The following is a 24,225-nucleotide window of genomic DNA, read 5'->3' on the forward strand; positions in this document are numbered from 1 at the left end:
CCCCGCCCGGCCCCCGGCCCTCGCTCGGGGCGCGCCGTCAGTCCTGCTCCTGCTCCTGCTCCTGCTCCAGGGACGCGCGCAGGGTTTCGAAGGCGTCCTCGACCCGCTTCCGGTCCCCCGAGGTCACGAGGTCCAGCAGGAGTCCTCTTATCGACCAGGTGAGCAGATGCGCCTCATTGGCCGCCCGCTTCTCGTCCAGCCCTTCGCGCAGGCCCTGTTCGCGGAAGATGTCGGCCCAGTCGGCGAGGGAGTCGAGGAACTCACGGTAGGGCTCCGGCTGCTGGGCGGCCAGGCCGAGTACGTAGAAGAAGTTCCGCACCCGCCCCTCCGAGCCCGGGGAGGAGTACAGCTTCCACAGGAGTCCCAGCATCTGCGCGCGTCCTGTGCGCGACGCCTCGGCGAGATACACCCCCTGCTCCTGGGTGCGGAGCCGCTGGAGGACATCGGCGAGCAGCCGCTCCCGGGATCCGAAGTGGTAGATGAGCATCCGGTGACTGGTCCCGATCGCCTCGGCGAGACTCCGGAGCGACATATCCCCCATACCGCGCTCCCCGACATGGGCGACCGCCTTGGTGAGCAACTCGTTGCGGGAGTCTTGACGGCTCATGTACCGATGGTACACGCTCCGCTCTGTACCAGTGGAACATGAAGGGACGCTCTCTTGCCCGAATCCCCGATCTTTGTGCACAGCGCCGATCTCTCCCCGGACGGACAGCGCGTGGCCTGGGCCGCGCAGTGGGCCGAAGGGCCCGCGGACCGGGTGGAACTGCGGATCAGCACTGTCGGCGAGCCCGGATTCCGGGCAGTGGAGCACGGTTCACGCGACACCGATCCCGCCTGGTCGCCCGACGGGCGCCGGATCGCCTTCGTCTCCGACCACTCCGGAACGCCCCAGATCCATCTGCTGGACGCGGACTCCGGAAAGGTGGTCAGGGTCGCCGAGACCACCGTGGTCCAGGGACCGGTGTGGAGTCCGGACGGCGGCCGACTCGCCTGGACCGCCCCCTCGCACCCGCCCCGCGACCCCGGCGCGCCCTACCGCGTCACCCGCGCCGTCCCCTGGGCGGACGGCATCGGCCTCATCGACGACGCCCTCACCGACATCTTCACGGTCGAGGTGGAGACGGGCGAGGTCACCCGTCTCACCGACGACGACCTGCTCAACCGCGACCCGGTGTGGGGCCCCGGCGGCATCACCTACGTGGCGAGCTTCCCGCCCGGCGAACCGCCTCCCGCGGACCGGGTGAGGACGGTGACCCCCGAGGGCCGTATCACCGAACACGGCCCCGTGGTGGCGGATGTGGCCCTGGCCCGGCCGCTCGCGGACGGCCGCGTCCTCCACGGCTCCATGGCCCTGCTGCACCCGGCGTCGGACGGCGATCTGCGGATCACCGGCCCCGGGGGGACGCGCTCGCTGACCGAGGGCCTCGGCCTCGATCTGCACGGGTGCTTCCACACCGACACACCGAGTCCGCTGGGCGAGACACCCGTGGTACTCGCGGACGCGACACACGCCGTGGCGCGCGTCCAGCGCGGTGGCACCCTGGAGATCCACCGCTTCGCGCTCGACGGCCCCCCTCGGTCCACACCGCTCGTCACCGGGCCGCGCACGGCCCATCCGATCGCCCTGCGGGCCGGACGGCTGCTCCACACCAGCGCCACCGCCGCCTCCCGGCCGGATCTGTATGTGACGGATGTCGGCACCGGCGAGGAGACCCGTGTCACCTTCCTGGCCGGCGAGCCGGTGCACACGGTGGAGCGGCTCGACGTCCGCTCCGCCGACGGCACCGGAATCGAGGGCTGGTTCCTCCGGCCCGCCGGAGCCACTGCGCCGTACCCGACCGTTCTGATGATCCACGGCGGCCCCCACGCCGCCTACGGCGAGGTGTTCAACGCCGACGCGCACCGCCTCGCGGACCACGGCTACGGGGTACTGATGATCAACCCGCGCGGATCGCGGGGATACGGCCCCGAGTTCACCGTCGCCACCGTCGGTGCCTGGGGCGAGAGCGACTTCCCCGACTTCATGGCGGCGGTGGACCACGCCGTCGGGAAGGGCCTCGCCGATCCGGACCGGCTCGGCGTCTGCGGTCTGTCCTATGGCGGCTATATGACCTGCTGGATCACCGGCCACACCGACCGCTTCCGGGCCGCCGTCGCGGAGAACCCGGCCACCAACCTGCACAGCCTGTACGGGACATCGGACCTGGGAGTCCCTCTGCTCAACGCCACCATGGGCACCTCGGCACAGCGGCTCGCCGAGTGCTCGCCCCTGACCCACGCCCACCGCAGCACCACCCCCACGCTGCTCGTCGTCGCCGATCAGGATCACCGCTGCCCGCCCGAACAGGCCCGCCAGTACTACACGGCCCTCACCACGGCCGGCTGCCCCGCCGAGCTGCTGATTCTCCCCGGCGCCGGGCACGAGGCGTCCGTTTCCGGGCCTCCGGCCGTCCGCGAAGCCCAGGACCGGGCACTCGTGGAGTGGATGGACCGCCACCTCGGGGAGCGGCCGTGCTGACGCTCGCCGGGGCGACCCTCATCGACGGAACCGGCCGTGACCCGGTCGCCGGCGCGCACGTCGTGATCGACGGGGCACGGATCCAGGACCGGGCGCCGTCCGGACGGATCCTGGACCTCACCGGTCTGACCCTCCTGCCGGGGCTCATCGACGCCCATGTGCATCTCTTCGGCGCGGGGCACTCCCTCGGTGACGTCACCGCTGGCGAGGTCTCCGCCGCCGAGGTCGCCGCCGGTATGTTCCACGCCGCCGGACGGGCACTGCAGTCGGGGTTCACCACCCTGCGCGACTGCGGCGGCGCCGACGGGGGGCTGGTACGCGCCATCGGCGCCGGTCTGGTCCCGGGACCGCGGGTGCTGGTGGCCGGGCCGATCCTGGCCCAGACCGGCGGCCACGGTCACTTCGGCCCGACGTTCGGCGGCGGCGACTCCTGGGCCGTACCGGGCCTCGGACGGCTCAGCCACATCTGCGACGGCCCGGACGAGGTCAGACGGGCGGCGGGAACGGCGTTCCGCAGCGGCGCCGACTTCCTCAAGATGTGCGTCACCGGTGGTGTCGTCTCCCACTCGGACTCCCTGACCGACACCCAGTTCACCTCCGACGAGATCCGGGCGGCCGTCGGGGAGGCGGACGCCCGCGGTACGTATGTCACCGTGCACGCGCACAACAGCGCGGGCGTCCGGGTGGCCGTCGAGGCGGGCGCGCGCTGTGTGGAGCACGGGAGCGACCTCGACGAGGAGACCTGCGCTCTGATGGCCCGTCATGGCGCCGTGCTCGTACCGACGCTGACCGCTGCGCGGCGGCTGACCGAGGATGCCGCGAAGGTCGGTGTGGGGACGGACATCGCGCCCCGGGCCGACGGGGTGGAGGCCTCGATGGCGCGGGCCCTGCGCACCGCGGTGGCGGCCGGGGTCCCGGTCGGTTCCGGATCCGACCTGTTCGGCGGCGGCTCCTGGTCCCACGGACGGGAACTGGCGCTCAAGGCCGACCTCATCGGCCCCATGGCGGCGATCACCTCCGCCACCTCCGTCAACGCCCGCATCCTCGGCCTGGACGGCCGGCTGGGCACCGTCCGGCCGGGCGCGACGGCCGACCTCATCGCCGTCGACGGCGATCCGCTCACCGATCCCGGCCTCTTCGACGACCCCGCACGCGTGGTGCTCGTCGTCAAGGACGGCCGGGTCGTCAAGGACACCAGGCGTCTCCTCACCCCTTGACCGCCGCGGCTCGACCGCGGCCCTGGGGCGCTTCTGATGGATCCTGCCGGGCCCGCGCGCCCTGGCACCCGCACCTCGGCCTCCCGTGCCCCGGGGGGCACGGGAGGTACCCCCACCCTGTGCCTCACGGCACGGGAGACACCCCCCACCGCAGGGACTCTCCCCCCTGGGCTCCGCCAGGGAGGTACCCCATCCTCCGCCTCGCGATCCACGGCACCAGCCCCTCCCGCTACGCCCGAGGGCGTGGGAGGTGCCCCCACTCACTCATCCAGCCCGATCCACCAGAAACACCCGAGAGAGAGCCGTACACCACTATGACGACGACCACCACCGCCGAAAGATCCACCCGGCCCGGACCGGGCCGTGGCGCCCTGCCGAGCTACGCGCTGGCCATGTTCACCCTGTCGGCGTGCTTCGGCGCCCCGGCCGGGGTACTGATCGCCGTCCAGGTCGCCGAGTTGGCAGCCGACGACAAGGTCCAGGTCTTCGGCCTGATCAGCGCCGTCTCCGCGCTGGCCGGCGCCGTCGTCTCCCCGATCGGCGGGGCGCTCTCCGACCGGACCCGCTCCCGGTTCGGCAGGCGCGCCCCCTGGATCGTGGCGACGGCCCTGATCGGGCTGGTCGGCATGGCGGGATCCGGAGCGGCCCGCTCGGTGCCGGTGCTGCTGATCGTCTGAAGCGTGACCAATGTCGTGCTCGGGGTGCTCCAGGCCGTACTGACGCCCTATATCGCCGACCGGGTCCCCCTCGGACAGCGGGGCAGAGCCTCCGCCTACCAGGGTGTCGCCTGGCTGGCGGGCAACACCGTCGGCATGGCCCTCGCCAGCCAGTTCACCCTGTCCGTCCTCACCGGCTATCTGATGTTCGGGGCCGTCGCCGCCGCGGCCGCGCTGCTCTTCGTGTTCGTCGCGCCCGAGCAGTCCACGCTGCACGAGGAGCGCGTCCCCTTCACCTTGCGCGATCTGCGCGACACGCACTGGGTCAGTCCCCGCCGGCACCCCGACTTCGCCTGGGTCTTCGCCGCGCGGGCACTGTTCCACCTCGGGTACGGCGGCCCGATCTACTTCCTTCTCTACCTCCTCGAGGACTACGTCCACTACCGGGGCGACGCCGCCGAGGCCGTCGCGGTCCTCGCCCTCCTCCTCGCGGCCCCCACACTGCTGGCCGGGCCCCTGACGGGATGGCTCACCGACCGCACCGGACGGCGCAAGCCGTATGTCATCGGCTCCACGGCGCTGATGTGCGCCGGCATGGCGGTTCCGCTCATCTGGCCGACCTGGCCGGCCATGATCGCCTTCGTGGTGATGCTGGGCTTCGGCTTCGGCGCGTACTACTCGTCCGACGGCGTGCTGATGACCCTGGTGCTCCCCCGCGCGGAGGACACCGGCAAGGACATGGGCCTCTTCCTGCTCTCCGGCAACGTCGCACTGGCCCTGGCCCCCTTCTACGCCTCCCTGGTCGTGACGCATCTCGGCGGCTACCCCGCCCTGTTCATGGCCTCGATGGCGATCCTCGCCCTCGCGGCCCTGGCGATTCTGCCGGTGCGCGGGGTGCGTTGAGGTCCCCCGTCGCCGTCCGCCTCGGATGCGCGCCGGAACCGTGCGGCCAACACTGAGCAGAAACGATCCTGCAACCCGTCCGCGTTCCCCGGTCGCCTTCCCTGTCCGCGCCCTCATGGCCCGGCCCGTCCGCCCCGGCCGCGCGGCCCGCTCCCCGGCGTGGGCGCGTTGCGGGGGCCGTGGCACAGACGCCCGGGTCCGTCCTGCCGAAGGCCGCTCCCCGGCGGGGGCGACCCGGGCGTACCGCACGTCAGCGGTGCCCCGCCGGACATATCCGGGCGCATGGAACTCCGGTGGAGTCCCCCCGCCCGTCCGGGCCGGATCCCGGCGGGCGGCAGCCGCGTTCCCCGGTCCCCGCCCGGCCCGCACCGGAGAGCGGCCCGCACCCGAGAGCCGCACGCACCCCGGCGCCCCCGCTCAGAGCGCGACCTCGGGCCCGGACGTACGGGTCCCCCACCGCGTCCGGGCACAGGTGGCCGTGGCGTACCAGCGGGCCGGACGCAGAACGGTCCAGGACCAGGCGAGCGCCAGCGGGGTCAGCGCCCAGGTCGCGAACTGCGAGGCGAGACACTGGTCGGAGCGGCGGACCGTCAGATAGCGCAGGGTCTGGCTCGCGGCCAGCAGCAGCGGTACGGCCAGCAGCAGCGGCGACGGCAGCCGGTTCTCCTGGACATGGGCCACGGCGAGCCAGGCGAGTACCGCGGTGTACGCGGCCTGCTGGAGCCACCGGGCGAGCTGGGCCGCGTAGGCGGGGTGCCCGAGCGGCAGATAGCGCGCCCGCCACAGCGAACGGATCGTCGAGCCGCGCATCCAGCGCAGATACTGGCGCAGATGGTGTCCGACCCGTTCGGGCATCGCCGAGAAGACGACCGCCGACGTCTGCTGCACCGCCCGTCCCCGTGTGAGCGCGTACAAGGTGAGCAGCGAGTCGTCGGAGAAGGTGACCGGCCGTCCGAGGAAGGTCTCCCCGAGGTACGAGCCGGAGTTCTCGCGCAGCACGGGCGCGCGGTACGCGGCCAGGGACCCGGAGGACACCAGGACGCTGCCGAGCACGGAGAGGGCGGAGCGGTCGACGAGCTGCATGGTGACGAACCAGAGGTCGGTGATCCGGCTCAGCAGCCCCGCCCGGTTGTTGGTGGCCAGGACCAGCCCGGCGACGGCCTGTACGCGCCGGTCGGCGAAGGGGACGAGGAGTTCGCCGAGCGCGTCGGGGGCGAGGGTGGCGTCGGAGTCGACGGTTACCAGGATGTCGGCCTCCGGGCAGTGCGCGGCGGCGGTGACCTGGGCATGGCGCTTGCCCCGGTTGGGGGTGCGGGTCCAGGTGGTGGTGATGCCGTGCGCGCGGGCGGCGGCGAGCCACCAGCGGCGCAGCTCCGTGTAGTCGACGCCCGACCCGTCGTCGACGATGTGCACGGCGTCGGGCCGCCGGGTCTGAACGAGCATGCTGTCGAGTCCCGCGCGCAGATAGCCGGGGTCCTCGTCGTAGACGGGCACGAGGACGGCGGCGCTGAGCCGGTCCAGCCGCGCGCGCTGGCCGGGCGTGGCGCGGCGCGGACGGGAGCCGAGGTACAGCGCCGTCTGGCCGATGAGGAGTAACGCGATGAGCGCCCACAGCCAGGTCAGCGGTTCGGCGGCGGGCGTGAGATGCCCGGAGGCGCGCAGGGCGTACGCGGCGGTGGCGAACGCGCAGACGAGCAGCGCGATGGACCCGGCGACGACGGCGATGCCGGGCCGGTGCCCCACCCGGATCATGTGTCGCCCACCTCGCGCCCTCTGCGGAAGGCGATCCGTGTGATCAGGGCGCCCAGCAGGACCACGGCGACGGTCAGGGCGAGCAGATGCCAGCCGCCGAGGGCGAATCCTCCGATGGTGATGATGCCCGTTCCCGTATGGGCGAGTTGATTGCCGTACATGCCTGCGTCCGCCTTTCACCGCGCGTGGAACCCATCCGATTCCCCCTTACATGCGGTATCCGTCGGACGGGGTGGGGGATGCTTCCGCGCGCCGTCGGCCGCGCCACCCGGACGGGCGCGGCGGATTGACCTCCTTGGGCGCAGACGGGAGAGGGCCGGTCGTCGGCCCCGGAGCGGCGGGTACGCCCGGGGCACGGGCGCCGGGAGACCGTAGCGCTCCGGGTGTACGGGCTCCGGCATGGCGGCCGGTCCTCCCGGGCTCCCCGTCCCGGCCCGGCCGTTCCGCCCGTTCCCCGTCGCGCGGACGCGGAAAGCGCCGGACTCCCGGGCGTCCGGGGGCGGTGCGCACGACGGAGTCCGGCACGGGTCGCGGGGGACGAGCCTGTTCACGGGTTCGCGTATGGCGGGTACGACAAGGGTCCGCTCGGTTCTTCGTCTCCGGGAACGAACCACGGGGAGCCGTGCCGCCATAGGGTCGGAGATCCCCCCTACCGGAAGGCATCCGCCGTGTCTGCTGATCTCCACCGACGAGCCGTCGTGGCCGATGCGCACAACGATCTGCTGGAGGCGGTGGCTGCTCGTCGTCCTGAGCGCTGGGCGGTTTTCTTCCGGGAGCGCTGGCTGCCGCAGTTGCGGGAGGGCGGGGTGGACATCCAGGTGCTGCCGGTGTTCACCGACGACCCGTACCGGCCCGAGGGAGCGCTGCGCCGTACCCTGCGCATGATCGAGGCCGCGCACATCCTCGCCGAGGGCAACCCGGACGCCGTGGCCCTGTGCCGCGACGGCGACGACATCGACACGGCCCTCGCCGCCTCGAAGACCGCCCTCGTCCTCGCCCTGGAAAGCGCACGCGGCATCGACGCCGACGTGGAACTGTTCCACACCCCACCGCCTCGGCGTACGGATCGCCTACGGCAAGCCGGGCGGCATCGCCTACCACCACGTCTCGGACACCTACATCGCGCTGTTCACGCACTTCATCCCGTGCGGCGTCTGGGAGGCCGTCTACATCATCGAGGGCCTGCTCAAGAACACCAGCGAGGTGCAGCCGACCACGGTGCACGCCGATACCCAGGGCCAGAGCTTCCCTGTCTTCGCGCTCGCCCACCTGCTGGGCTTCGACCTGATGCCCAGGATCAGGAACTGGAAGGAACTGACTTTCTACCGGCCCTCCAAGACCACGGAGTACGTGCACATCGACGCCCTGTTCGGCGAGCCGGGCAAGCACGTCATCGACTTCGATCTGATCGAGACCCAGTTCCGCCACTTGATGCGCGTAGCCGTCTCCGTACGCGAGGGCGCCATCTCCTCCTCCACACTGCTCAAACGGTTGCGGTCGGGGTCGCGGAAGAACGCCACCTATGCGGCCTTCCGCGAGGTCGGCCGCGTCATCCGTACCGTCCAGCTCCTTCGGTATCTGTCGGACGCGCCGCTTCGCCGGCGGGTGACCGCGGCGACCAACAAGGTGGAGTCGTTCAACCGGTTCTCCCAGTGGATCGGCTTCGGCAACCGCGGCGTCATCGCCGACAACGACCCCATCGAGCAGGAGAAGGCGATGAAGTTCAACGCCCTGCTCACGAACGCAGTGATCTTCCACAATGCCCTGGACATCGCGGAGATCGTCCGTCAGCTGCTGGAAGAGGGCTGGGAGATCGATCCGGAGACCTGGCGCACATCTCGCCGTATCTGGCCGAGCACATCAACCGGTTCGGCGAGTACAGCACCCATGAACTCGGTATCCAGCCCGACGCGTACGACCCGAAGCTCGACGTCGACTTCACCCCGCTGCGCGAGCAGGACCTGACCGCCGCCGGCCTCGGCCAAGCCGCCTGAACCAGGCCCGTCCGGTGACGTGTCGTCAGCGTCGCAGAACGCTGACGACACGTTCCCTGCCCAGGATCGGGGCGTCCTCGCGTCCCTCGGGAGTGACGAGGTAGGGGCCGACCCACTTGCGGGAGTAGCCCGTCGGGTCCCCCTGGTCGGGGTAGGTGCGACGGTGTGCCTTCACGAACCACTGATGCTGGAAGACGCGGCTGGCGGTCGCGGGCCCCGCGGTCGGCTGACAGCAGGGCATCTCACAACACCCGAGCGCCATCAGCATGCCCCAACCCACGAGCCACACCACCAACTTGACAGCACCCTCCCGGGTCTCAGTCAGGGGCAGCGGTGGTCTAGCGGCTGCCGAGCTCTCCCTTGGTGAACCCGTATTTGTGTGCCGCGAGCACAGTGGCGAGTGCAGGGACGAGCAGTGCGAGCGTGACCCAACTCAGCCAGGATGCACCCAATCCGCTGAGGACGATGCCTCCGATGATGCCACCACCGGCGATTCCGACGTTCCATCCGGTGGTGAGGAGTGCTTGGGCGACATCGCCGGCGTCGCCTGCTGCTTCGGCGACTGCGGTCTGCAACAGGGTAGAGGTGCCGCCGAACGCGAGCCCCCAGAGCGCTGCGCTGGCGTAGACGAGCGAAGGCACGCCGGAGAAGATGCCGAGCAGCAGCGCGCATGTCGCGAAGAGCACACACGCGAGGATCAGGAGGAGGCGCAGGTGCCGATGGACGAGCGCTCCGGCGATCCAGATGCTCACCAGCGACACCAGACCGAAGGTGAGCAGCACGGCGTCGACTTGACCTGCCATGCCGAGCGGCTTGAGGAACGGGGCGATGTAGGTGTAGAGGATGCTGTGGGCGAGCACGAACGTGAGGGTCACGAAGAGCACGGGCGCTACGCCGGGAATGCGGAAGGTACGGGTGAGCGGGAGCCGTGAGCCCTTGGGCTGTCCGGGGAAGTTCGGCACCGCAGCGACGACCCACACGATCAACGCGAGCGTGAGGACGGTCATGATCCCGAACGCGTATCGCCACTCGACGAGCTTGGCCAGAAACGCCGCAGCAGGAACTCCGACGGACAGGGCAACGATTGCGCCCCCCATCGCGATCGCCATTGCCTTGCCGCGCTGATGTGAGGGAACCATCCGTACCGCGTACCCGGCCAACAGCGCCCAGAGCAACCCGCCGACGATGCCGCCGAGGCACCGGGCGGCTAGCGTAAGTGCGAAGCTCTCGGAGAGCGCGGTGACGGTGTTGGCGATCGCGAATCCTGCGATCGCCACCAGCAGCAAGTGCCGGCGCGGCCAGCCGATCGTCGCCTTGGTGAGCGGGATCGCGGCGAGGATCGCCCCGATCGCGAAGACGGTGACGCTCTGCCCGGCAGCACTCTCGCTCACACCCAGGTCTCGGCTCATCCCGGGAAGCAGCCCGGCGGGCATCGTCTCGGTCAGGAGCGTAATGAACCCGGTGGCGGCCAAGGCCAGAAGACCCGCCAGTGGGAGCCGGGCGTTCGTTGTCGAGGGAGATGGCGGAGTATCTGTTCGTGTCATGGCCTTATGATCGAAGGGTGACATCAGTGTGAGGGTCAAATCGGTGTCCGCTGAGTCACACGACGCCAGCCACAGAGGGCGAGGAGAGGGATATGCGGATCGGTGAGCTGTCGACGCACACGCGGACTCCGGTGAGGTTGCTGCGCTACTACGAGGAGCAGGGACTGATCGCGTCAGATCGACTGCCCAACGGATACCGGGACTATGAGGAGTACGTCGTTGACCGGGTTCTCCAGGTACGAGGCCTGCTCGACGCAGGGCTGCCCACACGGATCATCAAGCAGATCCTGCCCTGCCTGAACACCCCCCGCACGATCCACATGCCCTACGTCACGCCAGACATGGTCGCAACGCTCGAACACGAACGCGACCGCATGGCCGAAAAAATCGAATGCCTCACCAAGAACCACCGAGCCATCACCGACTACCTCGACGCCGTACGCCGCGATATCCGAGCCTCCTACCGGTAGTCCGTGGAGTGTCCATTCCTGAAGGAGTGGGGCTGGCCAAGTGGGCGTCTTGTCCGTTCTTTCGCCGGGTTCTGGGTACTGCTGGGCAGCGCCTTGCGCGGCGCAACTGGTCGGCGCAAGCGGGACCGAACGTGGCGCACCAGGCCCGGACCGTCTCGTAGGACACCACGCTGCCGCGCTCAAAGAGGAGCTCCTCGACCTCACGGAACGAGAGACGGAACGAGAGTGGGAAACGGTGATACAGCCACACCGCGTGACCGATCACCTCCGCCGGAAACCGGTACCCCGTGTACGACACCGACATCTCGCTCCCCACTCGGACCCCTCCCACGATGACCCACACCAAGATCATCCCACGCCTCACCGCTCAACCTGACAGAGCGCCGCCAACGGCACACGGCCCAGGTCGGAGAAATACCCCAGCCGCGCACAGGACTTCAAGAGCACCAACAACGCCAGCACACGACCAGGCCGATGACGCGTACGCTCTCGCACCCATTCCGTCTCGGCCTCGGTGGGAGTGAAGAACTCAACCAGTTCGCGAGCCGATATCAGACGCTTGAACCGCGGATACGCAGTCCGCTCCACAGACGCCACAACATACGGCAGCCTCCCGACCAAAGAAGTCGATCAAGAAACCGGCGAAACCCGGAAGGGCCGAACGTCCCGCAACCTCATCACCGAAAGCATTCGCGGAACACAGAGGGCCACCGGGTGGCGGGTCTCGCACGTATCTCCTCCCCCCTATAGACCAGCTGCCCGCCAGCCTCGCGAGGAAAGTTCACGGACGGTCTCTCAGTTCCGCCGACGGGCCCAGCTTCGCTGTTTCATAGGTGGTCGCTCATGAAACACCCGGCCGGGCGGTCGTCCAGCTGCGGCGATCATGTTTCATGAGTTGTTGCAAACGGCTGGACATCTGAAACACCCTCATGAAACAGTCCGGGGTCGTGAGCGACGACTTCAAGCGCGTGGAATCGCACGACTGCCCGATGTCCACCTGCGCCGCCACCGCGGGCTCCCCGTGCCGGACCGGCAAGGGCAAGGTGGCCATCCAGTACCACACCGCACGCTTCCGCCTGGTGCCCCAACTCGCCAAGGCCCTCAGCGTGCCGATCCCTGCCGTACGCAAGCCGGGCTCGGCGTGGACCGAACTGCCCCGCCCCGTGCGCGCCGGCGCCGAACCGGTCGGACACGTGCGTCTCGGCTACGCCCGCGCCTCGACCGCCCGGCAGTCCCTCGACGCACAACTCGACTCGCTCGGCGAGGCCGGGGTCACCCGGGTCTTCTCGGAGAAGATCTCCACCCGCGCCACCCGGCGCCCCGAGCTGGAGGCCGCCGTGAAGCTCGCCGGGGAGATCCGCTCCTCCGGCGTCGCCGTCACCCTCGTCGTCCACGAACACAAGCGGCTCGGCCGCGGCATCGAACTCGCCATGCTCGCCGAGGAACTGAAGGCCAGCGACGTCGGCCTGGAATTCCTCACCGGAGAACTGAAGGGCTCACACGACCCGTCCGGCATCGTCTTCACCGTCCTCGCGGCCATGTCCGGCATGGAGCGCGAGTACATCCGCGACCGCACCCTCGAAGGCCACGAGAGTGCACGGAAGCGCGGCAAGACCATCGGCGGCGCCGGGGTCACCGACGACGACATGCTGTCCATGGCCCTCCACCTGCGCGACCAGGAGATGAGCCTGCGCGACATCGCCAAGCGCCTCGTCATCACCACCGGCGCCAAGAAGGGCCAGCACCCCTCACCTGCCACCGTCATGAGGATGCTGCGCGAGCACGACGAGCAGACGACCTAAGAGCCGAAGATCATCTCGTTGCCCCTTTGACGCGTATCTCGGTCACACCCCTCTACCGCTCCGGAGAAACCCGCCGGTGGGGACGCGTGGGGCGACGAGACGCGGCGGAGCAAGGGGTGAATTCCGGCGTGGACGGTGCGGACGGGCCCGGGCAGGGCCCGGGTCCGTCCGCCTGATCGACGGGCCTCCTCAGCCGGTCAGGGACTTCCACAGGGCGATCGAACGGTCCTCGACCACCACCCGGTCGTGGTGCGCAGGGCCGTCCGCAATCGAGATGATGCGGTACTTCTCCTGGTGGAACACCCAGAACAGGCTCAGTCCGTTGATCCGCTGCATATCGGGTACGGCGAGGAACTCGTCCACCCGGGAGATTCCGGCCAGGGACTGCCACAGATTCAGCGAACGGTCCCCGCGCTCGATGACATCGTGGTGCGCGGAGCCGTCGGCGATCGAGATCAGCCGGTAGATCTGCTGTCCCTGGGAGGTGTGGAAGAGCCAGTAGTGGCTCTTCCCGTTCTGGCGCTGCATGTCCGGCACCGGCACAAAGGCGTCCACCTGCTCGATTCCGGTGAAGGAAGCCCAGGCCGAGATGGGCCGGTCGCGCCGTTCGACGGCGGTGGCCGCGTCGGGGGCGAGCCCGGACTCCGCTCCGTCCATGACCGAGATCACCCGGTAGACCTGACGGCCCTCGGTGGTGTGGAAGAGCCAGTACAGGCTGCGGCCGTTGAACCGCTGCTCGTCCGGGACCGGCAGGATCGCGTCCACCTTGGACACACCCTCGTAGCACGGCCAGGTACTGAGCGGCCGGTCGGGGCGTTCGGCGACGTCCCGGTGCTCATTGCCGTCGGCGATCGAAATCGTCCGGCAGACGGGTCCCCCGCCGCCGGTGCCGTACGCCCAGTACCAGCTCTTGCCCTTCTCCCGCTGGAGGTCGGGAAGGGGGAGGAACGCGTCGGTGGGGCGGACGACGCTCGGGAGCTTGTCGGTGAGGCGGCCTTCTCCCAGCAGCCGCAGGGTGGTGAGCGAGGGGACGAAGCCGTAGACCGATCCCTCGGTGGTGACGAACTGCTGGAAGGTCAGCTGCGTCGTAGCGCCGGGGGTCTCGAAGGCGACCGTGCCGGTGGGCCCGACCATCGGGTCGGGGCCGGGGTCCTGAGGGCGGTTCGGCGGAAAGTCGACCTCGTTGATCCAGCGCTTCTGGATGAACTCGAACTGCTCGACGAGGTCGGACTGGTAGCAGACGAAGAGCAGCCCGCGCGGGTGGTCGGGGCCGCCCGGGCCGTCGGAGGCCGGGTCGAAGGGGGCGCCGTAGGGGGCGCCGCGGCGGATGATCCGGCGGCGGTCCATCACCGGGTTCTCGGGGAACGGGTCCGCGCCGGGCTTCTCCTGGAGGCCGTCCCGGGGGTAGGTCTTGCGCAGATGCGAGAAGAGCGGGGTGGTGAAGCCCTCGGGGTCGTTGCGGTAGCCGAAGTCGTTGTCCTGGCTCGCGAGCGCGTTGTCGGGCATGTCCGCGTGGGGGCACTTGGCGACGGGGGTGCCCGAGCGCCAACGGCCCACGAGCCGGGCGGCCAGCCATTCGGCGGTCGCCTCGTCCGGCACCTCCTTGGCCTTTCTGAGGACCTTCAGCTGGACGGCGACCTGGGCCCACCAGCCCGGGACGTCCTGTGCGAGCCGGCGTACGACCTGGAAGCTGCCGTTGCCGGCCCACTCCGGCATCTCGTCGTACTCGATCCCGCCGACCCGGTCGTGCCCGATGACGAACTCGCCGGGCGGGATCAGCCGGGTGCCGGGGTGGTCCTTGACGTACTCGGGATTGTCCGGGTCGGGTTCGTCGAAGCCGATCACACCCGGCTCGCTGACCCCGTCCTTGAAGCCGAAGTGCTCCTTGCCGCGGCGGGTGCCCGGCAGTGTGGCGGCGTCCTGTTGGAAGACGATCACGATCTTGGCCTGGGCGGCCGCCTCACGCTGGTCGGTCAGCGCCTCCTGGAGCCCCTGGGCGGTGTCGGAGGCCACGGTGACCACGGCGTGCACGGTCTGGCCCTTGCCGTCGCCGAACAGCCAGTTCTCCGGTGAGCTGTCACCCGTGTCACCCAGTGAGCGCTTGTCCGACCCCTGTTTGAACGCCTCCAGGGTGCCGCCCCTGCGTACCGAGGGCAGCGGATCCTTGCCGCCTACGAGGACCTTCAGTCCCTCGTAGGTGAAGCTGACATTGGTCCAGGTGGCCTTCAGGCTCTGCGGGTCATCGCCGCCGGTGGCCTGTCTGGCCTTGCGGAAGGCCGCGTTGAAGGTGGCCACCTGACGGGTGGTGGAGATCTGGGACGCGAGACGCTTCACCCAGGTCCGTGCCCGCGCCGGGTCCTCGAACTTGAGGAAGAGCAGCGTCATCCGGTCCTTCTTGAAGCCCGCGATCACATCGCCCTGGATGTCGTCGCTGTCGCGCAGTTTCAGCGTGTCTGCCATGCCTTCTCCTCAGAGATCACAGCTGCCGTGAACACGGACAGTAGTCACGCGAGTGCGTCATGTGAATCACCGAGGAGAGTGAGCGGCCCCCGCGAACCATCCCGCACAGCCGTCCGCCGGGGCAAAGTCCCTTACCCCGCCCACCCCTTGACCCGCCCGGGCCACCAGGGGCTCACCCACCTGCCCGGCATCGCGCGACAGCGGGCGACGACCGCATAAACACTGAAGGTAGTCATTCACTCACATCATGTGTACGCCGACGGGCGGTGAGGCGCCGCTCCCCCGCGACGCTGCCACCGCACCCGCCGCGCGCTCTGCCCCCTCTCGCAAGGAGTTCCATGTCCCCCAGAAATCTGCCCGGTCCGTCGTCCCGGAGGATGCTGTCCGCGGCCGTCTCCGTGTGCGCCGTCTCCGCGCTGACCCTCACCGTGCTGACCGCCGGACCGGTCACCGCCCATGAGAGCGGCGGTGAAACCCCCTCGGCCGGCCGGGCGAAGGCCGACCCGGACGAGGCCGCCGTCATCGGCACCGAGCACGCCGAGGAACACGCCATGACCAGACGGGCCGTCCAGGCCGTCGGCGAGTATCCGCAGACCATTCGCACCGAACGGCTCAAGGCCCTCGGGGCCTCCCAGGCCAGGATCAACGCGGACTTCGACCCGATGGACTCCGGCCGCTTCCGGGAGTACTTCCCCTCCCCCGACTTCGCCGCCCACATCGCCATGCTCCCCACCGGCAAGGTGCTGCTGTTCTCCTTCGAGCGGATCCAGAACAACCCGCAGAAGGAACCCGCGCCGACCGATGTCATCGGCAAGGAGAACGCGGGCCGGGCGTATCTGTGGGATCCGGCCAAGGGCACCGGCCCGGGTTCGTTCACCAAGGTGACACCGCCCGTGATCAATATGCCGGACGGACTGAACCAGCCCCGCCCCGCGCCGTTCTTCTGCGCCGGTCACTCCTTCCTGCCCAACGGGATGCTCGGTGTCTTCGGCGGCAATCTCGGCGGCAACGGGGGTACCGGCGCCAAGCTCTCCCTCGTCTTCGACCCCTGGGAGGAGAAGTGGTACCAGAACCAGGACATGGCGGTCGGCCGGTGGTACCCGTCGGTGGTGACGGGCGCCGACGGACGGCAGCTGATCATGTCCGGCCAGTCGGAACTCGGCTGGGGCACCCCCACGGCGATCGTCGAGCGCTTCCCCGCCCTCAACAAGCCCGTGCCCACAGCCAAGACGGACAAGCCGGAGGGCTGGGCCGCGGAACGGTTCAAGGCCGACGCCCCGTTCAAACGTGACTACCCGCATCTGTTCTCGCTGCGCGACGGGAAGATCTACGGACTGGGCCGCAACCCCGAACAGCAGTGGAAGTTCGACCTCACCACCGAGACCCGGACGGACCTCGCGCCCCGCCCGGACAACATGCCGCGCAACTACGGGTCCGCCGTGCCGCTGCCCGCCGGTTTCAAGGGCCCCGACTCGGTCCTCGTACTCGGCGGGGACCGGGACGATCCGAACACCTATCAGCTGGTCGGCAACCAGTGGAGCAAGGAGAAGGCGAGAGCCTTCGGCCGCACCCAGGACAACACCCTGCTCATGCCGGACGCCACCTTGATGACCGTCAACGGGGCCTTCGACATCCGCGACTACGGCAACGGCCCGTACAACCCCAACGCCGATCTGAAGTACCGCCAGATCGAACTGCGCGACCAGAACGGCAACTGGAAGCTCGGCCCGGCACAGCGGCTGCCGCGCGGCTATCACTCCAACGCCGTGGTGCTCCCGGACGGCCGGGTCATGGTCACCGGCGACGAGCTCCAGCAGCTCGCGAACGACCCCGACATCAACGACGACATGAACGGCAGCATCGAGATCTACGAGCCGGCCTACCTCCAGCAGGGCGGCCGCCCGAACCTCGGCCAGGTGTTCAACCCGTCCGTCGGATACAACGACAAGATCACGGTGAGCAGCAGTACCGCCTCCGAGGTCACCCGCGCCGTTCTGCTGGCGCCGACCACGGCGACCCACTCGGTCAACACCAGCCAGCGCCATCTCGATCTGCGGATCAAGAGCCGCGGTGGCAGCTTCCTCGAGCTCCAGGCTCCTCCGTCCGCCAGTGCCGCCCCGCCCGGCTACTACATGCTGTTCCTCCTCAACGAGGAGGGTGTTCCCAGCACCGCCGGCTGGGTCCAGCTCAAGCCGGCATCGGGTGGCCAGACCTGAGTGCGGACGGGCCCTCACCGGCGTAGCCGCCCGCGCCCCGGGGGCCTCCGTTGCTCGGAGGCCCCCGGGGTCCCCCGCCCTCCCGTCCCGTGACACCGCGCGGAGAGCGGCGACGGGCACACCCGACTGGCCTACGGTCCGTTAGACGAGCGGTCCCGGCGGGCAGCACGGGTATGTGATGGGGTCCCAACGTGCTGTCCGGTCGCTGCCCGCACTGCTGCTCGTCGTGGGCACGGTGTTCTCCCTGGCGACGCCCCAGCGGTTCACCGCGGCCCCCATGTTCGCCGCCGCGCCGCTGGTGGCCGCGCCCTTCTACTCCTTCACCGGCACCCTGCTGACGGGAGTGGCGGCCACTCTGCTGGTGGCGGCGCTGCATGTACAGGACAACACTCTGGGCGAGGCACAGGCCTACACGGAGGAGTTCACCCTGATCACCGTGTCGGCACTGGCGCTGGCGATCAGCATGCTGATCCGCCGCGGGGGTGAGCGGCTCGCCTCGGCCCGGGAGGTCGCCGAAGCAGCGCAGCGTGCGGTGCTGCCCACTCCTCCGGCCCGCCTCGACGGTCTGCTGGTCGCGGCACGCTATGAGGCGGCGGCCCAGGACGCACTGATCGGGGGCGACTTCTTCGCCGTACAGAACACTCCGTACGGGGTGCGGGTGATGGTGGGGGACGTACGGGGCAAGGGCCTGGGAGCCGTGGGAACGGTGGCGGTCATCATGGGCACCTTCCGTGAGGCTGCCGAACGGGAGGCGCGGCTGGAAGCGGTGGCCGACTGGCTCGACGGGGCGCTGACCCGCGAGGCCGAGCGCCGTGGCGGCGAGGACGCCGCCGAGTTGTTCGCCACCGCCGTCCTCGCGGAGATCCCGCACCGCGGAGGTGTGGTACGGCTGGTCAACCGGGGCCACCTCGCGCCGCTGCTCCTCCTGCCCGGGCAGCCGCCCCGCGCCCTCGCCCCGGTGCGCCACGCACTGCCGCTGGGCATGACCGGTCTGAACGGTGATCCGGTGCGGCCGCAGGAGTACCCGCTCCCCCGGGCCGGGACGCTGCTGCTGTTCACGGACGGACTGACCGAGGCCCGGGACGCCGGCGGTTCGTTCTACGACCCGGTCGCCGCGCTCACGGACGGACCGCACACCGATCCCACGGCCCTGCTGGACCTCGTGGTCACCGATGTACGGCGGCACACCCGCGCGGGCATCACCGACGACATGGCCCTCATCGCGCTCGCCCCGGGGCCCGACCCGCGGTAGTGCCCGCCCGGAGCTCCCCGGCCCGGCGGCCCGGTGGCAGGACGGGCGGCGCGGGGTCCCGGATGTGCTGTGGCCCGGAGACGGCGGGATGTCCGGTCCGGGCCCATCCGATCTCATACGGTCCGGGCTCATACGGACTCGTACGGTCCGGGCCCGTACGGTCCGTGCTCCGCCGGGACGCTTCCCGGCGGAGCCGATCGGCGCGGGTCAGCTCACCCGGCGCCGGATCCGCCAGGCGCCGCACGCGAGGAGGATCCCGCTGAGCGCCAGATAGATCGCGGTCTCCCGCCACTGGAACGACCAGTAGCGGCTGCCGGGGTGGTAGCTGACGTCGACATGGAGGTCGTGCCCGGCGAGGCACACCGCCGTGTCGCCGAATGTGCCGCCCGCGCCGGTCTTGGGCGGACTGTCGAGGCAGCTGTTGAACTCGCTCGCGCTGAGGGTCCTGCCGTCCGCGGTGCGCAGCGGGCTCGTCTCCGCGATCCACGCGTCGGGCGCGCCCGGAATCCTCACCCCGCCGATGACGGAGCCACCGCCGATGCTGCCCAGGTTCTGGGCCGCGTTGACGGCCTCGGCCGTCATCGGCACCGTGGCCCTGACCGGCGGCATCAGACCGGGCCGCACCACGTTGGGAAAGAAGAACTGAAAGGCGAGGAAGACCACGAGCGTCACGGCCATCGCGGGCAGTGTCCTGCGCATCAGAAGCCCGACGACCGTACCGAAGGTGAAGGCCAGTGCCGCGTAGCCGATCGGGGCGATGTTGCGCGCGCCGAACACAAAGGCGTCGAACTGCTCCTTGACCACCTCGTCGAAGGGGCGGGCCGCCCAGGTGAGCAGGGCCGCCGCCGCACCGGTCACGATCACGGCCGCCAGGCCGGCGAGCAGGACCTTGCCGAGGAGCCAGCGCGGACGGGTGACGCTCTGGTTCCACACCAGCCGGTGGGTGCCGTTCTCCAGCTCCCGGGCGACCAGGGGAGCGCCCCAGAAGGTGCCGATGACGGCGGGGATCAGGGCGAGTCCGGCCGCCAGGAACAGCAGGGTGTTCTGGTACACACCGCGGAACCGGCTTCTTGCCCGGGCGCAGTCGGCGGGGTCCTCGCACGCGGCCCGGTAGACGTCGTGGGCGTCGCGGATGTCCGTACCGAGATACACCAGGTACCCGGCGATGACGGCCAGCGCGAGGGCGCCGAACAGCGCCTGGACACGGAACTGCCGCCAGCTCAGCCACATCATCGGCGTGCCTCCCCGGCTGCGGCGGCGCTCCGGGCGGCGGGTGCGGCCGCCGCCCGGGTCATATAGCCGAGGACGAGTTCCTCCAGCGTGACGGGCTCGACCGGGTACGGCAGCGAGGCGGGCGGGGCATCGGTGCGGACGACCGCGTTCGCGTACCCGCCGCTGTGCTCCGCCTGGATCACCTCGACCCGGGCGGGCAGCCGGTCGAGTTCGCCGAGAGGCACGATCAGCCGGCCGTGTCCGGCGAGCAGGTCCCGGGTGTCGCCCGCGATCTGCACCCGCGAGCCGCACAGCACGATCAGGTGGTCGCAGACCTGCTCGATGTCTCCGAGCAAGTGGGAGGAGAGGACCGCGCTCGCACCGAGTTCACGTACGAACTCCATCAGATTCCGCAGAAACCCCTTGCGGGCCAGCGGGTCCAGGGCCGCCGCCGGCTCGTCGAAGATCAGCAGCTCGGGCCGTTTGGCCGCCGCGACGGTCAGCGCGAGCTGTGCTCGCTGCCCGCCCGAGAGGTGCCCCGCCTTCTGTGCGAGGTCCAGCCCCGCCTGGCTGATCCGCCGCTCGGCCAGGGCCTGGTCCCACTCCGGGTTCATGTGCGAGCCGAGCTTCAGGTGCTCGGCCACGGTGAACGAGCCGTACACCGGCGTGTTCTGCGCGACGAAACCCACCCGGGCCAGATGCGAGGCGTCCGCCGCGGGACGCGACCCCAGCACGGTCAGCGCCCCGGAGGTCGGCTCGATCAGCCCGCAGACCAGGTGCAGCAGGGTCGATTTCCCGGCCCCGTTCGGGCCGACCAGGCCGATGACACGGCCCGCGGGGACGGTGAAGGTCACGTCGCTCAGGGCCGCCCTGCCGCGGCGGCCGTATTTCTTCGTCAAACCCTCGGAGTGGATGACCGGAGGGGAGTTTGGATGTGCCATGCGCTCATCCTGGGAATCCACGTCTTTCCCGGCATCGGCCCAAAGCACGGTTGCCGTGGCGGGCGGCCGTACTTCTGACCGGTTCGGCCCGGGGCCGCTGCGGGCGAACCGCGTACGGTACGGCCCGGAGGGCACCCGCCGCCGGTGAGTGCCCGGTCGAGGAGCCCGCTGCCGGAGCGGGCGGCCGTTCGACGGGCAGCGGGCCTCACACCGCTCCCGTCACGGGGTCCGGCCGGCCGGACCCCGTGACGGGACGATCATCAAGGCGTCACCGGAGCACCTCCGCTGTTCCGGGCGGTTGCCAGCACATCGCGGAAGGACAGCGCGGCGAGCAAGGCGACCAGGACGAGACATCCGCTCGCCCACAGGGGCCCGCGGTTCCCGACCGTGCCGAGGGTGGCCGCGGCGATGAGAGGGCCGACGGCGGCACCGGCGTTGAGTGCCGCGGTGGCGTATGCCCCAGCCATGGTGGGGGCTCCGGATGCCTCGTAGAGGACCCTCGTGATCAGTGTGCTGCCCACCGCGAACGACAGCGCTCCCTGGACGAACACGAGGGCGAGGAAGGCGATCTGCTGTTCGGCGAGTACGGCCAGAGCGGGCCAGCCGATGAGCAGCAGGGGCCCGCCGACCGCGATCACCGCACCGGGGCGCTGGTCCGAGAGCCTTCCCGCGAGGGTGACACCGGCGAACGAACCGGCTCCGAAGAGGACCAGCACCACGGAGATCCACGGCCTGGTCATTCCGGCGTCGTCGGTCACGAGGGGAGCCAGAAAGGTGAAGCTGCCGAAGGTCGCCGCGTTCACCAGCGCACCGAGCAGCATGACGAGGATCAGACGCGGACTCCTGAGCTGCGCGACCTCCGACCTCAGGGCCGGTCCGTCGGCCTCGTCCGACTGCCCCGGACGTGTGGGGATTCCCCTGAGGATGCCGAGAGCCGCGGGCAGGCAGACGACGGCGACCGCCCAGAAGGTGGCCTGCCAGCCGAACATCGTGCCGAGCAGGGACCCGCCGGGGACCCCGGCGATCGTCGCCACCGTCGTGCCCGACAGCAGGACGGCCAGCGCGCGTCCCTTGCTGCTGGGCGGAACCAGCCGGGCGGCGGTGGTCAGGGCTACGGCGAGGAATCCGGCGTTCGCCACCGCGGCGACGACCCGGGTCGCGAACAGGACGACGAAGCTCGTGGTGACGGCACCCACCACATGTGCCGCCGAGAACACGAGGACGAACCCGAGAAGGCTCGTCCGCCCGGGCCAGTTGCGGGCGAGCGCGGCCATGAGCGGGGCACCGACGATCATTCCGATCGCGAAGGCCGAGGTGAGGGTGCCCGCCGTTCCGACGGACACGTCGAAGTCGGAGGCGATGTCCGGCAGGAGGCCGGCGAGCATGAATTCCGAGGTGCCCATGGCGAAGACCACCAGGGCGAGCAGATACAGCGGGAAAGGCATCGAGAGGCTCCGAGACGAGGAGAAACACAACAGGAAGACGTCTCGTCACCGCGGTCAGCACACACGGGCCCACACATCCGGCCGAGGAACGCGGCGGGACGTGTGGACTTCGAACTCAGTGATTCAGGGGGCTGACGGCGTGACCGAAAGCCCCCACCTCAGCTGACTCAGGGCTCGACATGACTCGAACGGTACCCGACCGGTCCCCGGTGAAGCACACGGGTTTCCGCGCACGCGCCCGATCCGACCCGGCGATGTCCCGGGAGTTTCGGGCACACGGTCGCCGCGTACAGGACGGTACGGGGACTCCGAAGGCGGACCGCCGCCGCTCACAGCCGGACACACGGGGCCACAAGCCACGGACAACACCGCAGAGGTCACCGGGGAGCCCGGCTGGCCGGACCCCTGAGATGTCCCCGTAGCCTCGGGCACACGGTCGCCGCGTACAGGACGACGCGAGGCGTCCACGGCGGACCGCCACTCCTCCCGGCCGGACATACGGGGCCCGCAGCCACCGGAAGCACCGCAGAGAACCATCGAGCAGGTTGGGAGCCCGCCCGTTCGGCTCCGCGGCGACCGGTGCGCCCCCGATGAGAACTCCGCCGGGGCCGGTGCGCCTACCCCGGCGAGACCTTCGCCGGGCCGCCCCCGGTGCGCCGCCGGCCCGGGGGCACACCGGAGCGTCACGGTCCCCCGGGGTCGCCGGCGGGGACGGGCAGGGTCGCCCGCACGGCCCAGCCCGCGCCGGGCCGGGGGCCGGCACGCAGCGAGCCGCCCAGCGTCTCGACACGTTCGCGCATACCGACCAGGCCGTAGCCGCCGCGATGACGGGGGCGGGCGGAGTTCGGCGGGGCGTCGTCGGCGACCTCGACGGTGACTCCCTCCGGGACCCGGCCGACGGTGACCTCGACCGAACGGGCGTGCCGCGCATGCCGCAGGACGTTCGTCAGCGACTCCTGGACGATGCGGTACAGGGTGCTGGTCACCTCCGGCGGCCACTCGGCCTCGTCGACGGGCATGTTCAGGCTCACCGTCGGACCCTGGCGGCTGAAGCGCTCGACCAGCGCGCCCAGCCGTTCCGGCCCGGGCGAGGCGGGCGCCGCGTCGTCGGTGTCGCGCAGCAGACCGACGACACGGCGCATCGCGGCCATGGCCTCGGAACCGGCGGTCTCGATCTCGTTGAGCGAGTCCGACACCTGCCCGGGATTCCGCCGGGCGACGATCTGGGCGGCCTGCGCCTGGATCAGCATCCCGGTGATGTGGTGGGCCACGATGTCGTGCAGTTCCCGGGCGAGCTCCAGCCGTTCGACCCGGCGTACCCGTTCGGCGGCGGCCCGTGCCCGGACGTCGTACGTCCGGAGCACCAGCCCGACCGCGACGGCGGTCAGCCAGCCCGCGGCCGCGATGCCCGTCACCCCCGTGGTCGGCCCTGCGGCGAACTGACCGGCGATCACCAGCAGCCCGGCGCCCGAGACGGCCCCGGCCCGCACCGGCGGCAGGGCCCTGACCGCGGATCCGATGAGCACCCCCAGGCCCAGGGTCACGGAGGGTCCGAGCCCGGCGGGAAGCTCGGTCCCGGGCAGCAGCGGGACGAGGACCGCCAGTGCGGCGACGACGAGCCCTGCGGCCGCCGTCCAGGTCCGCTCCCGGTGGCGCATCAGCGCGAGCCCGCACACCACGACGGCCGCGGCGGCGCCGGGTACCCAGAACGCGGCTCCCCAGGTCTGCGCGATGGCCACGGCCTGGAGGACGATCGCCGCGAGGAACGTGACGCCGAGCCCGGCGGCGGAGACGACCCTGGCCCATCGAACCGGAATGGTCACATCGGTCAGGTTACGGG

General features: G+C 70.5%; 20 protein-coding genes and 2 pseudogenes. 10 read left to right on the forward strand and 12 right to left on the reverse strand.

The genetic code is table 11. The features are described 5' to 3' along the window. Positions 1-37 precede the first annotated feature (37 nt). Entirely contained in the window at positions 38-607 is a 570-nt protein-coding gene (locus tag ACIBCM_RS07825; protein ID WP_399241071.1) for a TetR/AcrR family transcriptional regulator, read from the reverse strand. A gap of 54 nt (positions 608-661) precedes the next feature. On the opposite strand from ACIBCM_RS07825, the gene ACIBCM_RS07830 reads away from it, so the two are divergent. The 4 genes from ACIBCM_RS07830 (at position 662) to ACIBCM_RS07845 (ending at position 5,297) form a co-directional block, all read left to right on the forward strand. Beyond that, positions 662-2,521 carry a prolyl oligopeptidase family serine peptidase gene (locus ACIBCM_RS07830; RefSeq protein ID WP_399241072.1) on the forward strand — a complete coding sequence of 620 codons (1,860 nt, stop codon included), beginning with the start codon at positions 662-664 and terminating at the stop codon, positions 2,519-2,521. Next, the gene (locus ACIBCM_RS07835) at positions 2,515-3,738 is read left to right on the forward strand and encodes an amidohydrolase family protein (protein WP_399241073.1); all 1,224 of its coding nucleotides are present in this window, start codon (positions 2,515-2,517) and stop codon (positions 3,736-3,738) included. Before ACIBCM_RS07830 ends, ACIBCM_RS07835 begins: the two co-directional genes overlap by 7 nt. Positions 3,739-4,052: 314 nt before the next feature. Next, positions 4,053-4,415: an MFS transporter gene (locus tag ACIBCM_RS07840; RefSeq protein WP_399241074.1), complete on the forward strand. Its 363-nt coding sequence runs from the start codon at positions 4,053-4,055 to the stop codon at positions 4,413-4,415. Positions 4,416-4,418: 3 nt separating this feature from the next. Continuing rightward, entirely contained in the window at positions 4,419-5,297 is an 879-nt protein-coding gene (locus ACIBCM_RS07845; protein WP_399241075.1) for an MFS transporter, read from the forward strand. Between the two features lie 417 nt (positions 5,298-5,714). On the opposite strand, the gene ACIBCM_RS07850 is transcribed toward ACIBCM_RS07845, so the two are convergent. Continuing rightward, on the reverse strand, positions 5,715-7,049 hold the full coding sequence (locus tag ACIBCM_RS07850; RefSeq protein WP_399241076.1) for a glycosyltransferase family 2 protein: 1,335 nt from the start codon (positions 7,047-7,049) through the stop codon (positions 5,715-5,717). Beyond that, complete coding sequence (locus ACIBCM_RS07855; RefSeq protein ID WP_399241077.1) at positions 7,046-7,210, reverse strand: hypothetical protein; 165 nt, start codon at positions 7,208-7,210, stop codon at positions 7,046-7,048. Before ACIBCM_RS07855 ends, ACIBCM_RS07850 begins: the two co-directional genes overlap by 4 nt. A 570-nt stretch (positions 7,211-7,780) precedes the next feature. On the opposite strand from ACIBCM_RS07855, the pseudogene ACIBCM_RS07860 reads away from it, so the two are divergent. Together ACIBCM_RS07860 and ACIBCM_RS07865 are read left to right on the forward strand one after the other, a co-directional pair. After that, positions 7,781-8,026 (forward strand): annotated as a pseudogene (locus ACIBCM_RS07860) (membrane dipeptidase); the annotation flags it as partial. A 148-nt stretch (positions 8,027-8,174) separates the two neighbouring features. Then, positions 8,175-9,014, forward strand: coding sequence for a Tn3 family transposase (locus ACIBCM_RS07865; protein ID WP_399241275.1), 840 nt, complete (start codon positions 8,175-8,177; stop codon positions 9,012-9,014). Positions 9,015-9,068: 54 nt separating this feature from the next. Here the strand turns inward: ACIBCM_RS07865 and ACIBCM_RS07870 are convergent, their stop codons facing one another. Both ACIBCM_RS07870 and ACIBCM_RS07875 read right to left on the reverse strand, forming a co-directional pair. After that, entirely contained in the window at positions 9,069-9,218 is a 150-nt protein-coding gene (locus ACIBCM_RS07870) for a hypothetical protein (protein ID WP_399241078.1), read from the reverse strand. A 163-nt stretch (positions 9,219-9,381) separates the two neighbouring features. Beyond that, entirely contained in the window at positions 9,382-10,587 is a 1,206-nt protein-coding gene (locus ACIBCM_RS07875; protein WP_399241079.1) for an MFS transporter, read from the reverse strand. 92 nt (positions 10,588-10,679) lie between these two features. Between ACIBCM_RS07875 and ACIBCM_RS07880 the strand changes: the two genes are divergently transcribed. Further along, entirely contained in the window at positions 10,680-11,057 is a 378-nt protein-coding gene (locus ACIBCM_RS07880) for a MerR family transcriptional regulator (protein ID WP_363307425.1), read from the forward strand. A 91-nt stretch (positions 11,058-11,148) separates the two neighbouring features. Here ACIBCM_RS07880 and ACIBCM_RS07885 read toward each other — a convergent pair. Continuing rightward, positions 11,149-11,361, reverse strand: a pseudogene (locus tag ACIBCM_RS07885) (IS6 family transposase); the annotation flags it as partial. Between the two features lie 56 nt (positions 11,362-11,417). Beyond that, entirely contained in the window at positions 11,418-11,654 is a 237-nt protein-coding gene (locus ACIBCM_RS07890; RefSeq protein ID WP_399241080.1) for a DUF4158 domain-containing protein, read from the reverse strand. A 350-nt stretch (positions 11,655-12,004) separates the two neighbouring features. Between ACIBCM_RS07890 and ACIBCM_RS07895 the strand changes: the two genes are divergently transcribed. Continuing rightward, positions 12,005-12,859, forward strand: a complete 855-nt coding sequence (locus ACIBCM_RS07895) for a recombinase family protein (RefSeq protein ID WP_399241081.1) — start codon at positions 12,005-12,007, stop codon at positions 12,857-12,859. Positions 12,860-13,048: 189 nt separating this feature from the next. On the opposite strand, the gene ACIBCM_RS07900 is transcribed toward ACIBCM_RS07895, so the two are convergent. Next, on the reverse strand, positions 13,049-15,319 hold the full coding sequence (locus tag ACIBCM_RS07900; protein ID WP_399241082.1) for a Dyp-type peroxidase: 2,271 nt from the start codon (positions 15,317-15,319) through the stop codon (positions 13,049-13,051). Between the two features lie 338 nt (positions 15,320-15,657). Here ACIBCM_RS07900 and ACIBCM_RS07905 point away from each other — a divergent pair, with 338 nt between their 5' ends. Next, entirely contained in the window at positions 15,658-17,535 is a 1,878-nt protein-coding gene (locus ACIBCM_RS07905; RefSeq protein ID WP_399241083.1) for a galactose oxidase-like domain-containing protein, read from the forward strand. 178 nt (positions 17,536-17,713) lie between these two features. Then, a complete protein-coding gene (locus ACIBCM_RS07910) occupies positions 17,714-18,787 on the forward strand; it encodes a PP2C family protein-serine/threonine phosphatase (RefSeq protein ID WP_399241084.1) in 1,074 nt (357 codons plus the stop codon). Positions 18,788-18,994: 207 nt separating this feature from the next. Here the strand turns inward: ACIBCM_RS07910 and ACIBCM_RS07915 are convergent, their stop codons facing one another. The 4 genes from ACIBCM_RS07915 to ACIBCM_RS07930 all read right to left on the reverse strand — a co-directional run bounded on the left by ACIBCM_RS07915 (position 18,995) and on the right by ACIBCM_RS07930 (position 24,208). Further along, positions 18,995-20,020: an ABC transporter permease subunit gene (locus tag ACIBCM_RS07915; protein WP_399241085.1), complete on the reverse strand. Its 1,026-nt coding sequence runs from the start codon at positions 20,018-20,020 to the stop codon at positions 18,995-18,997. Continuing rightward, positions 20,017-20,940, reverse strand: a complete 924-nt coding sequence (locus tag ACIBCM_RS07920; protein ID WP_399241086.1) for an ABC transporter ATP-binding protein — start codon at positions 20,938-20,940, stop codon at positions 20,017-20,019. The genes ACIBCM_RS07915 and ACIBCM_RS07920 overlap by 4 nt, the downstream gene beginning before the upstream one ends. Before the next feature lie 260 nt (positions 20,941-21,200). Then, positions 21,201-22,385 carry a Cmx/CmrA family chloramphenicol efflux MFS transporter gene (locus ACIBCM_RS07925; RefSeq protein WP_399241087.1) on the reverse strand — a complete coding sequence of 395 codons (1,185 nt, stop codon included), beginning with the start codon at positions 22,383-22,385 and terminating at the stop codon, positions 21,201-21,203. Between the two features lie 683 nt (positions 22,386-23,068). Next, positions 23,069-24,208: a sensor histidine kinase gene (locus tag ACIBCM_RS07930; RefSeq protein ID WP_399241088.1), complete on the reverse strand. Its 1,140-nt coding sequence runs from the start codon at positions 24,206-24,208 to the stop codon at positions 23,069-23,071. Positions 24,209-24,225: the final 17 nt, after the last annotated feature.

The organism is Streptomyces sp. NPDC051018, assembly GCF_044456085.1.
Classification (GTDB): domain Bacteria; phylum Actinomycetota; class Actinomycetes; order Streptomycetales; family Streptomycetaceae; genus Streptomyces.